Origin of the sequence: Microbacterium sp. SLBN-146, from assembly GCF_006715145.1 — a bacterium.
In the GTDB taxonomy this organism is placed as follows: domain Bacteria; phylum Actinomycetota; class Actinomycetes; order Actinomycetales; family Microbacteriaceae; genus Microbacterium.
Genome location: NZ_VFMR01000001.1, coordinates 1,549,442 through 1,561,228, shown reverse-complemented (window position 1 = coordinate 1,561,228; position 11,787 = coordinate 1,549,442). Strand labels below are relative to the sequence as shown.

Genomic DNA, 11,787 nt, shown 5'->3' with positions numbered 1-11,787 from the left:
GATTCACCCGCGGTATCACGCAGCGCATGCGCATACTGCCCGTCGCGCATACCCACCGCAAGGGTCTTCATGCCTATCGAAGGCCGATCCGTGGTCGCACGGACCAACCCGCTCGCCGGTCGGTCAGGGCGGTATCGAGAGCGGCGAACTCGCTGTCGACGTAGCGTTCGAGCCGTTCGGCCGTCTTGGACCACTCGTGCCACGGCAACGAGCCGACGGAATCGGCGATCTTTTCGAGGGATGCCGCGAGGGCGGCGGAATCGCCGGGGGGAACGGTACGCAACTGGCCCGCGGCGAGCGGGGCGAGTTCGTCGAGCGCCGAGCTCTCGCGGGTCACGACGACGCGACCGCACGCGAGTCCCTGCCACACCTTGTTGGCGATGACGCTTCCCGCCTTCGCAGAACCGCCGAAGAGGCCGAGCACGACGTCGTGCGCGGCGATGATGTCAGCCAGCTCCTCTTGCGGCACGGTCGGGAGGAACCGCGTGCGCTCTTCCACTCCGAGCTCTCGCGCGAGCATCCTCATGTCCTCCGTGCCCCCCGGGTGATCCTCCGTGCCGACCAGGGTGAGGCGCACGGAGGGCGCGAAGACGAGCGAGCGCACGATGACGGGCACGCCGTGCAGGGGGAGGAAGGACCCGTAGAAGAGGACGCGCAGCATCCCGTCTTCTACAGGCTTCCACGCGCGCGCTCGGGCCCAGGCGGGAGCACCGACGGGGAGGGACAGGACGTGGGCGTCGGGGTAGCGCCGGAGGATCTGCGCGCGCCGCACGCGTGTGTCGACGAAGTAGACGTCGGGCTTTCGGACGGCGAACCGGTCGATGAATGCCCGGTACCGTGCGCCGAAGCTCTTCGGGTCGTGGCGTCCGCCGTCTTCGACATCGGTCTCGTACTTGCTGACGAACCCGTCGACGGCCAGCGGAGTGCGGAACATCCGTGCCGCGAGCCACGCGACGGGCACGAACGGGATCGAGATCTCGGACACGACGACGACATCCGCCGTCCGGGCTCCCCGGAAGGCGGCGCGCGCGTCACGGAGAGCGCGGAAGCGACGTGTCCGCGCCGCTCGCCGGTGTACGCGGACATCCCACCTCCTGCGCGCGAGATACCCGCGTATCCGCGCGTTCCTCGGGTAGCCGGGGTCCTCGACCCGGAAGTAGAAGACCGTCCCACTGTTCTTCGACATCACGTTCCTTCCCTCCGATCGCGGGCCCGCAACGCGCCCGCGAGAAATCCCACCTGAACGGCCAATACGCCGACCTCGGCGACGATCTCGGCGACCTGCGCCCCGGGAGCGCCCAGCGCGACGGGGAGCAGGAGAAGCAGCGGCACACCCACGACGGCGCCGAGCAGCGCGCTCCATGCGACCCCTTCGATGCGGTCGACAGCGACCAGGGCGATCGACCCCACCGCACGGGATGCCGAGACGACGACGATCAGGATGCCGCCGAGCGCCGACTGCGCAAGGGTGAGCTCGACGGCACCGGCGTAGATGAAGGTCGACGCCCAGGGTGCGAGGAGCGTGAAGACGACTCCCCCGACCGCGCCGACGGACGTGTTCATCCAGATCGACGTGACGGCGGTCCGACGCCGTCGGGCGGGGTCGACGACCCTTCCGACGCGGGCCTGCATCCAGTTGGGGAACGCCTGCAGTCCCGTGAGCGCCATGCGCTGCATCCGCTCGGCCGCCGCGAACGACTCGGCGACGCCGCTCGGCGCCACGGCAGTGACGAGGGTGATCGGAAGGGCGATGTACAGCGCGCTGATCGACCGCCCAGTGAGGGCTCGCGACTGGGCCCACAGGGCGCGGATGACGTGCCGCGTGCGGAGCCGTGCGAAGTGCGCCCGCTCGACGCGAAGGACGACGAGACCCGCAGCGGCAGACGCTGTCGTCGCGGCCAGCATCGCGCCGGCGTACCACCAGAGCGATCCGCCGAGCCAGATGGCGGTCGCCGCGATGAGGGTCGCGACGGCACGCGGGATCGTATCGACCGCGAAGACGGTCCATGGGCGGCCGAACCCGATGAGCACCCACGTGACATTGACGCTCGCGAGGATGCCGCTTGCCGCGATGACGAGGAACGCCGGCTCCTTCGAGGGCGCGAAGAGCAGCATCACGATCATGGCGACGACGAGGACGGGTACGGCCGTGACGAGCTTCGTGAGCGTCGACAGAGCGACGAGCTGTCGACTGTTGCGGACGGCCTGACGCGCAACGCGTTGCGTGCCGCTGAGTCCCCAGCCGAGCTCGACGACGACGGCGCCCGCCGCGCCGACAGCCTGGGCATAGAAGACGCCGAGGAGCGTCGCGGCGCCGAGCGAGCCGATCGCCGGCAGGGCGGCCAGAGGCACGAGCACGCCCGCGGCGGGCATGACGACGAAGCCCGCCAGGCGCACGACGGTCGGCCGCGACGGCATCCTCATGATGCGCGCCGACGAAACGCACGCCGAGCGTCGAGGAGGGCGTAGGCGAATCGTCCGAGAATCACTGCCACGCGGGGATCGAGCCGCAGCGCAGCGAGCTCGAGTCGCATACGCGCACCGTCACCCCTCACGCCGCGGCGCGCGAGGAGGCGAGCCGACCGCTGTGCGTCGCGGAGTGCCGGCATCGCCTCGCGGAGAGGTACGCGCTGCCGGGCGACGGTGCGGACGGTGCCGCTACACGAGAACCACGCACGGAAGTGGTCGGTCTCGGCCGGGTCGGCATCATCGGCCAGCGCCTCCACGACGAGATCGCTCGCGCGAGCGAGGTTCTGCAGGCGCAAGGCCGACGTGCGCGTGATGGAGCCCGGGCGATTGACGTACGTGTACAGCTCTTCGGGTCGGAGGCGGAGGCGGTGACTGCGGGCGAGTGCGCGCGCGACGCCGACGACATCGCTCTGCGAGGACAGATCGGGGAACGGATCGGTCCCGAGGACGCGCCGGGCGAAGAGCTTCGACCACAGGAAGCCCTGGAGCGTCCCGTCCAGCAGCATCCGTCGCGCTTCCCGCGCGGTCGTTCCGCGGGACTCGTCGACGCCGTCGACGACCCGCCCGGCGGAGTCGGGATGGTCGCGATAGCGGGCACGGAATGCGATGACGTCGTACCCGTCCGCGAGCGAGTCGGCGACGACGCGTGCGGCATCCGGCACCCATTCGTCGTCGTCGTCAACGAACCAGACGTACTCGCTTGTCACGGCGGCGAGGGCGAGGTTGCGGGCGTTCGCGACCCCGAGAGGCGAGCGCGGCTGCAGGATGCGCACCTTCGGGAGGAGCGGCGCCCACTCGAGGATCTCGCGCCGCTCGTCATCGGTCACGCCGTCGAGAACGACGACGATCTCGCTGACGTGCGGGGACGTGTCCTCGAGACGCGCGATCGCGCCTGCCAGACGACTCCCGGGAAAATGCAGGCAGGTGACGAGCGCGACCGGCGGATCGGGCGCCGCGGTCATGCCTGCCGACGGTTGAGGCGCCACGCTCTCGCAGCCACACGGAGGAAGCCGGGACCACGGACGAGATAACGGTGGGCGAGTCGGCGCGGCTCCGACGCGAGGCGCCACAGCCATTCGAGGCCCCAGCGGCGCACGAGTGCGGGAGCGCGCGTGACGGTACCCGCCGCGAAGTCGACGGCGGCTCCTGCCCCGACATAGACCGCGGGGGGAAGCTCGGCGAGGTGCGCGACGACCCAGTTCTCCTGCTTGGGAAAGCCGAGGCACACGAACACGTAGTGAGGACGCAGTCGACGCAGCTCCTCGATGACGCGCTCCTGAGAGGCAGGATCGTCGTCGCTCGCATCCGGGAACGGCACTGCGACGACCTCGGCCCCGGGGAACCGTTCACGCAGGCTCTTCGCCGCCGTCGACGTGACGTCCGCCCGACCTCCCGTGATCGCGACCGTCTTCTTCGACCCGCGCGCGTGGTCGGCGACGGCGGGGAGGAGATCGGCACCCGTGTGACGCGGTGGCGACGGCGCGCCGAGGAGCCGCGCGAGTCCCGCGAGCGGCGCGCCGTCGGTCAGGAGCAGGGATGCCTCGGCGAAGAGCGCCTGGAGCTCGTCGTCCTTCTCTGCGAGGAGCAGCTGGTCGACGTTGGGAGTGATGACGAGGTGGAGGGAGCCGCCGTCTGCGAGTTGATCGACGACTTCCATCAGCATGCGGTCGTCGCCCGCGAAGAGGGGCTGCCCGAACACGTGGGGCCATCCGCCGACGAGTTCGTAGGTCTCGATCTGGGACATCAGTACGCTCCTCGGTGCGAGACGACGGCGCCGACGGTGCGGAGCAGGACGACGAGATCGCCCGTGAGGCTCCAGTTCTCGACGTAGGAGAGGTCGAGTCCCACCCCCTCTTCCCAGGGGAGGTCCGCGCGGCCGGACACTTGCCAGAGCCCCGTGAGCCCCGGGCGGACGTTCAGGCGTCGACGGTCGCGATCCGTGTACGCGTCGACTTCGGTCGGCAGCGCGGGGCGTGGCCCGACGAGGCTCATGTCTCCGCGCAGAACGTTGACCAGCTGCGGCAGCTCGTCGATCGACCATCGGCGGAGGAGGCGTCCGATCCGGGTGATCCGCGGGTCTTCGGGGATCTTGAACATCGGGCCGGAGCCCTCGTCGAGGTGCGCGAGGTCGGTGACCATCGCGTCGGCGCCGGTCACCATCGAACGGAACTTGAGCATGCGGAACGGTTCGCCGTCTCGCCCCGTGCGGGTCTGGGCGTAGAGGGCGGCGCCCGGCGAATCGAGACGGATCGCGAAGGCGAGCGCCAGCAGTACGGGGCTGAGAACGAGCAATCCGAGCGCGGAGCAGAGGACGTCGAAGCATCGCTTGGCGAGCCGTTTGGAGAGCGACAGTTGCGGGTAGGCCAGTGCGACGAAGGGATGCGACCCGAGTGAGACGACCTCCATGCGCGACGACGAGATCACCCCGACGTTCGTCGAGATCGCGAGGTGGGCACCGCTCCCCTTGAGGCTCCAGGCAAGGTCCTCGATGTAGCGCGGGTCGGCCCGACTCTCGGTCGTGATGACGACGAGCGAGACATCGAGGGCCCGCGCCTGCTCCGCGACGGCGGCGACCGATGTCGGACTGTCGCACGAACCGACGACCTGAGCACCCACGTGCGGTGTCCGCCCCCACTCCCCCGCGAGCTCCGAGGCCGTCGCCGTCGACCCGACCGCGAGGATCCGCACGGGGAACGCACCCTGCGCACGACGCCGTCGCAGCCATGCCGACCACACGAGTCTCTCGATGAGGAGAAGCGCGGCGCCGAGCGGGAAAGCGACGAGTACGAAGACGCGCGAGAACTCCGACTGCAGCACGAGTGCCGCGACCGCCGTGCCGAGGAATGTGATCTCCGTCGCGACGAGGACCGTACGCAGGTCGCCGCCGACGGGACTCGTGCTCACGCGCCCGCTTCCGACGAGCACGATCGCCGAGAGCCAGCACGCGACGACGATGAGCGAGAAGACGCGGTAGTCGACGATGTCGATTCCGATGTCGACCTTGCCGCCGCCGTCGGAGCCGAACCGGACGAACTGCACCGCGAAGGTCGCGATGAGCAGGCAGATCGCGTCGCCGATGAGCGGCGCCCACGTGAGGAACGCCGAGTATCCGTTGACCCTCCGGGTCGGGCGAGTCGCGATGGTCAGGCGGGTCGCGATGGTCGGGCGCGCGATGCCCCTGTGCGTGCCGGCCGACGAGGACGCAACCGGCTGCGGCACGGACGTCTGCGGAACACCGAGATCATGCGTCGTCACGAGTCCGCCCCCGTCAACTGGTTGTCGCGCGCAAACCCGATGACGTCGCCCGAACTCAGCTGCTCGACCAACTGCGCCGTGAGCGCGTCGTCGACGACGACGATCGACTGGCCGTCAGCGCTCGTGCCGGTCCCCGTCGTCGGGAGGGTGAATGAGACGATCCGGTCGTCCGGCAACTGCGCGACGGCGGTGCCGACCTCGACCATCCACGGGAGGGTGACGCCCGCGTCGACCGTGAGATGGGACGCCGTCGCTCGCAGCGCGGCGTTCAGGCGGAGCGCGTCGAAGCGTCCACTGACATCGCGGAGTCGCGAGAACGCTCCCTCGAGGAACGAACGCTGATTGCGCACGCGCTGGTAGTCGCCGTCGGCGAACGCATAGCGCTCCCGTACGAATGCGAGGGCACGATCCCCTTCGACGATGTTCTCGCCGTGCGTGAAGCTGTAGCCCTTCATGTTGAGGCTGTCGAAGGCGATCGGCGACTCCACGGGGACGCCGCCGAGAGCTTCGGAGATGTCGGCGAAGCCTTCGAAGTCGACGACCGCGACGTGATCGATCCGCTGGCCGAGGAGCGATTCGACAGTCTCGACCGCGAGGGGAAGACCTCCCCACGACATCGCCGCATTGAGTTTGGCTTCACCGTGCCCGGGGATCGACACCCACGAGTCGCGCATGAGCGAAATGACCGCGGCGCCCGATCCATCGCCGGCGATGTTGACGAGCATCATGGTGTCGGAGCGCTGGCCCGTCGCCGTGCCGTCCTGCAGGTCTTCCGCATCGCCGAGTCCTGCGCGCGAATCGGTGCCGAGGATCAGGATGTTGGTGTCGGGTGCGACGGCGGCGGCGCTCGGACGACCGGATGCCGCGGGGAAGATCTCGTCGTCCGGGAGCACCGTGACGGCCGAGACGACCGATCCGACGAGGAACCACACCAGCACGACGGCCGCCAGCAGCAGCGCCGCAAGGACCGCGAGGGTGACCCACACGGCTCGCCAGGTCCGTCGCCGCCGGGCCGGGACACCGCCCGGAGAGTGGGTGGACTGCCGGTCCCCGAACCGCTGCTCGATCGCCGAGAGCGCGTCGTGCGCCGTGAGGAGGGTCATGACTCCGCCCCCACGAGCTGACGCAGGACGGGGAGCGCCGCTCCCAGCGCGGCCTTCTCGAATTCCCACCAGTCGCGATCGCCGAGTCGATACGGGTCGGGGATGTCATCATCGTCCGCAGAGCGACGATGGGCTGCCGCGTGCTCGACGAGCGCGTCCCACCGCGCGACGGGCGACGTCGCGGGGTCGAGGTCGCCCAGCTCTTCTGCCGCACGACTGATCTCCCGCAGCGTGAAGACGCGGTGGAGATTCGTGGGGTCGATGCGCAGCACGTCCTTCTTGTGCTCGCGAGCTGCGCACACGACGGTCGATGCGCCGGCGACCGAGTACTCGTCGAGACGGCGTGCTCGGTGCTCCGACAGATCGAGTCCGTACTCGCGCGCCAGTTCTTGTACGCGGGTGGATGCCGGCATCCCGTCGACAGCCCTCACGCCGGCGCTCACGAAGCTCATGTCGTCGAGGCCGAGGCTCGCGAACAGATGAGCCAGGAACGGCGAGCGCACGAGGTTGCCGGTGCACACGACGAGAACCGTCGCGTGCGGTGGCGTCACCTCGCTCGGAGACACGTCCGCACCCGGCTCGGTGCGCAGCGTGCGCAACTCGCGTCGCGTCATAGCCATGTGGTCACCTCGACTCGTGCGTCGCCGCCGATATCGGAGGTCGCGGGGCGACGCTCGGGAAAAGTACGTCCGTCGCCGATGGCCGACAGTGGGGCCCGTTCCCGCGGGACGCGGGTGAAAACCGGGAGAAGTCGTTCGTGATCTGCGAGATCTCGAGGCCACAGAGACGACGTGTCGATCAAGAAGAGGATCGACGGATCACCGCGCTTCTCACCCGAATCGCGCATCGAGACTCGCCCACCCCCGCCTCGAGCCGCGCGCATCAGTCGCGCATTTCGAGCAGATCGCTCGCGACCAACTCGGCGAGCCGCTCTCGCACCATCTCCGACGCCGAGGGGTCTGCGCCCGTCATGCGGGCGATCTCCTGCTCGATGTCGTCGATGCGTGTCCAGTCGGCCGTGAGGCGCCAGATGAGCGAGCCGAGGGGCGAGAGCACCTGGAGATCGGTTCCGTCGAGGAGCACCACCGTGCCGTCGGCATCCTCGATCGCGTCCCGCACATCTACGCGTCGCACGGCGGGCTCTCCCGGGGCCGCGGGCGACAGCGCCGTGTCGATGGGCACCGACCACTCCCACCTCTCGTCCCGGGTCGGCTGCGCGACGGCCTCGCGGACGACGCTCAGCACGTCGGCGCTCTCGCCGTAGGTCAGGCGGTGGGCGCCGTGGCGGTGGATGAGCGTCGCCACCCTCTGGAGAGGGCGATCGAGCTGGGGAAGGTAGGAGCTCTGGCGTGCGAGCGCGACGACGGCGTCGACGAGCCCGAGGGGCGCTGTAGCCGGCTCCTCCGCGGCATCCGTCTGCCGATCGAGGACGAACACCCCAGCGATGGGGAGCCCCCCTGACGCCGGACGCAGACCAAGGGCATCCGGCCCGACCTGCTGCTTGTCGTGCGCGCCCGATGAGCGGAGCGACAGCGGTTTGGGGAACGCGATGAGCCGACCGTCATCGTCGACGCCGACCGCCTCGTCGCCCGCGTAGCCGAGTTCACGACCGAGCCGCGAAGCCAGTGTCGACTTTCCCGCGCCCGAGGGCCCCACGAAGCAGTAGGCGACGTCGCTGTCTTCGAGCCCGGCGGCGTGAAGGGTCAAGAGGTCGCCGCGGCACTCGTCGAGGGCAGCGGCGGTGACGTCGACCGTGATGCGATGCCGCAGCGCGTCAGCGTGCAGGGAGCCATCCGGACCGAGACGGTAGGTCAGCGTCCGGGCCGTGGCATCCGGATCGTCGTGGAGGCAGCGGCGCCATCGCTCACGGAGGTCGTCGATGACTCCGGCGGCGCCGTCCCCTTCGATCCGGACGACGATGCGCGCGCCGAGCGCCACGACCTCGAGCTGATCCGGTTCGTCCACCGGCGGAGTCTGGCTGCTGCCGCCGCTGCGTTGATGGCGGCAATCGTGGCACCACGCCACCCGAAGCGACGCAGCTTCGCGCCTCGGTTCACCCACCTTCGATCGACGTAGGGGGTCTCACCTCACCCGCACGGCATTGCTCCGACGGAACGGGATGCCGCGGCACGGCCCGTCACGAAGGCGACACGTGCGAGGACGGCGCGGTGACCAGCAGGGTGATCGTTGTCGGCGACGCTCCCGTAAACACCGCCACCTCGACGACCCGCCCCACGGAAACGAGCAGGGTAGGGAGGATTTGGCAGTGATATCCCCGGGGAGGGACGCGAGACCCATGGCATCGACAGTCGACGAGCAGATCACCCCGACGCTCGATCTGCGGGAGTTCCTCCGCGCCGTTCGCGCCTACTGGGTCGGCGCGCTCGGCATCCTTCTCATCTGCATCGCGATCGCGGCCCTCTGGACGCTGACGCAGCCTCGCGTCTGGACCTCCGTCGCGACGGGGGTCGTCCAGACGACGGGTGGCGGCGACGCGGGCCTCGCCCTCGCCGCCGAGAACCTCGCGAAGTCGAAGGCGAAGACGTACGTCGAGCTCGCCAAGTCGCAGGCCGTCGCCGAATCGGTCGCTGAGGCGATCGGTTCGAGTTCACCCGGATCGCTCCTGGCCGCGACCACCCCGTATCTCGCCGACGACAGCTCGCTCATCCAGATCAGCGCCTCCGCGTCGACGCCCGAAGCGGCGCGCGTGCTGGCCGACGCGTGGATCGCGGCGATGTCGCAGCGTGTCGAGGAACTCGAGGTGCCCGAGGGCACGATCCGCACGCAGGCGACATCGTTCGTCCCCCTCGCCGCCGCGACGACGCCGACGGCGCCGTCGAGTCCGAACATCTTCTCGGCGCTCGTCGTGGGCGGTGTCGTCGGGTTGGTCGCCGCCGGCATCTTCATGCTCGTGCGCAATACGCTCGATCGTCGCGTCCGATCGGTGGAGACGGTCGAGAAGACCGCGGGCGTCGCGGTGATCGGCACGCTCATCCGCTACGAGCCGTTCGACGCGGGCCGTCGCCTCGCGACCGCCGTCTCCCCCCTCAGCGGGCCTGCCCGAAGGTCGCACTTCGCCATCACGGAGGGCATCCGCGAGCTGCGCACGAACCTCGCGTACGTCAGCATCGACGACCCGCCCTCCGTCGTCGTCGTCGTGAGCGCGTCGCCGGGTGAGGGCAAGTCGACGGTCGCGGCGAACCTCGCGGATGCCGTCGCGGCATCCGGTCGTCCTGTCATCGTCGTCGACTGCGATCTCCGCAAACCCATGATCGCGACGATCTACGAGAAGGAGGGGGCTGTCGGGCTGACCGATGTGCTCGCAGGGCGGGCCACCCCCGCCGACGTGGCACAGCGCGTGCCCGGCAACCTCGACCTCACGGTATTCACGTCGGGGCCGACCCCACCGAATCCGAGCGAGTTGCTCGGCTCGAACGCGATGCGCGAGTTCCTCGACTCGCTCCGGCGCACGGGCGCCTTCGTCGTGTTGGATGCTCCGCCTCTTCTCGCAGTGACCGACGGCGCCGTGCTCTCGACGATCGCCGACGGCGTCATCATGACGGTGGATGCCGCGTCGAGCACACAGGACCAGCTCCAGCGTGCCGTCGGGGCCGTGCACCGGGTGGGCGGCAAGATCCTCGGGGTCGTCCTGAACCGTGTACCGGAACGAGGTGCGGACGCCCAGTACTACGGCTACTACGGCCAGAAGGCCTACTACACCCCGACGCAGAGGCCCAAGGTCGAGGACGACGCTCCCCCGCCGCAGGCTCCGCCCATCGCCAACACGACGAACCTGCGGCCCGAAGACCTCCCGCGGCGGACGCGACGCAATCCCCCGACGATCGCGCCCAGCGACGAGATGAACGACGCCCCCGCTGAGCGATCCCACCTCGCGTGACCGGTGGAGGCGAGCGAGCGAGCGCTTCCGCTCCGGAGTCGTCGCAGCACGTCGCGCCGCTTCCGTCGGGTGTGGCGTTGCAGCTCGCCCACGCCGTCGTCCGGCACGCAGCCGATCTGAGCGACGCGCGGATCGTCGTGGTCAAAGGTCTCGCCGCGGCGCGCATAGGGATGCGGGAGGCGTGGAGGGGCGCCGATGTCGATGTCATGGCGGAGCCCACGAGATTCGACGCGCTCATCGGGGCGCTCAACGGCATGGGGTGGCATGCACGTCCCGCGGACGACGACGAGCTCGCCTTCCCGCCGCACTCGTTGTCGCTGACGCATCCGCACTGGCCGTGCGACCTCGACGTGCACTTCCGCTTCCCCGGTTTCGAACGGCCGGATGCCGATGTGTTCGAGGCCCTGTGGGCGCACCGAGTCGAGGCGGAGGTCGCAGACGGACGCGTGTGGGTAACGGATGAGATCGACACCGTGCTGACCCTCGCCCTGCACGACCTGCGCAACCCCCGGGTGTCGCGGCACCGCGCCGACCTCGTGGCACTGTCGCGCCACGTCGCGCCGATCGAGCCCCGCGCACTCATCGAGCGGGCGGAGGAGCTTGGCGCACTCGCGTGCGCGCGGCCGTTCCTCGAGCCTCTGCTCACGACGGGCTTGGCGGAAGGTGTGCAGTGGCGCGAGCCATCACGCGAATGGCGTCTGCGGCTCCTCGACCCGCTGGCGCGTCGATTCGTGCTGCTCTTCGACGGCACCTATCGGCGGCACGGTGTCTCCCTTCGTCGCCTCTTCGCACCCCCGCGGACGACGATCGTCAAGGACGGCCTCCCCCAGGCCTCGCTCGATACGACGGCGCTCGTGCGCGGCTATGCGCGGCGCTGGGTGCGCGGCATCCGTCACGCGCCCGCCGCTCTGTGGTCTGCCATGCGATTCGTCTCGCAGGCGGGACGGTGAGGGCGAGCGCGACCGCGTGAGGCGAATCGCGGGATGAAATCTCTCGCGCAGAGCCGCGGAGTTCGTGCGGGAGGCTTCGCGACGATCTCCCCGAGCGCGGATGCTGACGTGC

Annotated in this window: 10 protein-coding genes; 2 read left to right on the top strand and 8 right to left on the bottom strand. The window is 69.8% G+C overall.

Going from position 1 to position 11,787, the window contains the following annotated elements:
• Positions 1 to 73: 73 nt before the first annotated feature.
• The 8 genes from FBY39_RS06585 to FBY39_RS06555 all read right to left on the bottom strand — a co-directional run bounded on the left by FBY39_RS06585 (position 74) and on the right by FBY39_RS06555 (position 8,792).
• On the bottom strand, positions 74 to 1,186 hold the full coding sequence (locus FBY39_RS06585) for a glycosyltransferase (RefSeq protein ID WP_160133005.1): 1,113 nt from the start codon (positions 1,184 to 1,186) through the stop codon (positions 74 to 76).
• Entirely contained in the window at positions 1,186 to 2,424 is a 1,239-nt protein-coding gene (locus FBY39_RS16405; protein WP_160133003.1) for a hypothetical protein, read from the bottom strand. The genes FBY39_RS06585 and FBY39_RS16405 overlap by 1 nt, the downstream gene beginning before the upstream one ends.
• Entirely contained in the window at positions 2,421 to 3,431 is a 1,011-nt protein-coding gene (locus tag FBY39_RS06580) for a glycosyltransferase (RefSeq protein WP_160133001.1), read from the bottom strand. Before FBY39_RS06580 ends, FBY39_RS16405 begins: the two co-directional genes overlap by 4 nt.
• A complete protein-coding gene (locus tag FBY39_RS06575; RefSeq protein ID WP_141931231.1) occupies positions 3,428 to 4,213 on the bottom strand; it encodes a WecB/TagA/CpsF family glycosyltransferase in 786 nt (261 codons plus the stop codon). The genes FBY39_RS06580 and FBY39_RS06575 overlap by 4 nt, the downstream gene beginning before the upstream one ends.
• Positions 4,213 to 5,724: a sugar transferase gene (locus tag FBY39_RS06570; RefSeq protein ID WP_141931229.1), complete on the bottom strand. Its 1,512-nt coding sequence runs from the start codon at positions 5,722 to 5,724 to the stop codon at positions 4,213 to 4,215. Before FBY39_RS06570 ends, FBY39_RS06575 begins: the two co-directional genes overlap by 1 nt.
• A complete protein-coding gene (locus tag FBY39_RS06565; RefSeq protein ID WP_141931227.1) occupies positions 5,721 to 6,827 on the bottom strand; it encodes an LCP family protein in 1,107 nt (368 codons plus the stop codon). The genes FBY39_RS06570 and FBY39_RS06565 overlap by 4 nt, the downstream gene beginning before the upstream one ends.
• Positions 6,824 to 7,447, bottom strand: coding sequence for a hypothetical protein (locus FBY39_RS06560; RefSeq protein WP_141931225.1), 624 nt, complete (start codon positions 7,445 to 7,447; stop codon positions 6,824 to 6,826). Before FBY39_RS06560 ends, FBY39_RS06565 begins: the two co-directional genes overlap by 4 nt.
• A 262-nt stretch (positions 7,448 to 7,709) precedes the next feature.
• Complete coding sequence (locus FBY39_RS06555; protein ID WP_141931223.1) at positions 7,710 to 8,792, bottom strand: ATP-binding protein; 1,083 nt, start codon at positions 8,790 to 8,792, stop codon at positions 7,710 to 7,712.
• Positions 8,793 to 9,123: 331 nt separating this feature from the next.
• On the opposite strand from FBY39_RS06555, the gene FBY39_RS06550 reads away from it, so the two are divergent.
• Together FBY39_RS06550 and FBY39_RS06545 are read left to right on the top strand one after the other, a co-directional pair.
• A complete protein-coding gene (locus tag FBY39_RS06550) occupies positions 9,124 to 10,725 on the top strand; it encodes a polysaccharide biosynthesis tyrosine autokinase (RefSeq protein ID WP_160132999.1) in 1,602 nt (533 codons plus the stop codon).
• Positions 10,722 to 11,675: a nucleotidyltransferase family protein gene (locus FBY39_RS06545; protein ID WP_160132996.1), complete on the top strand. Its 954-nt coding sequence runs from the start codon at positions 10,722 to 10,724 to the stop codon at positions 11,673 to 11,675. The genes FBY39_RS06550 and FBY39_RS06545 overlap by 4 nt, the downstream gene beginning before the upstream one ends.
• The last annotated feature ends 112 nt before the right edge of the window (positions 11,676 to 11,787 follow it).

Coding starts and splice junctions, on each gene's coding strand:
- FBY39_RS06585 (WP_160133005.1), bottom strand. CDS start 1,186: ATGTCGAAGAACAGTGGGACGGTCTTCTACTTCCGGGTCGAGGACCCC.
- FBY39_RS06550 (WP_160132999.1), top strand. CDS start 9,124: ATGGCATCGACAGTCGACGAGCAGATCACCCCGACGCTCGATCTGCGG.
- FBY39_RS06575 (WP_141931231.1), bottom strand. CDS start 4,213: ATGTCCCAGATCGAGACCTACGAACTCGTCGGCGGATGGCCCCACGTG.
- FBY39_RS16405 (WP_160133003.1), bottom strand. CDS start 2,424: ATGAGGATGCCGTCGCGGCCGACCGTCGTGCGCCTGGCGGGCTTCGTC.
- FBY39_RS06580 (WP_160133001.1), bottom strand. CDS start 3,431: ATGACCGCGGCGCCCGATCCGCCGGTCGCGCTCGTCACCTGCCTGCAT.
- FBY39_RS06560 (WP_141931225.1), bottom strand. CDS start 7,447: ATGGCTATGACGCGACGCGAGTTGCGCACGCTGCGCACCGAGCCGGGT.
- FBY39_RS06565 (WP_141931227.1), bottom strand. CDS start 6,827: ATGACCCTCCTCACGGCGCACGACGCGCTCTCGGCGATCGAGCAGCGG.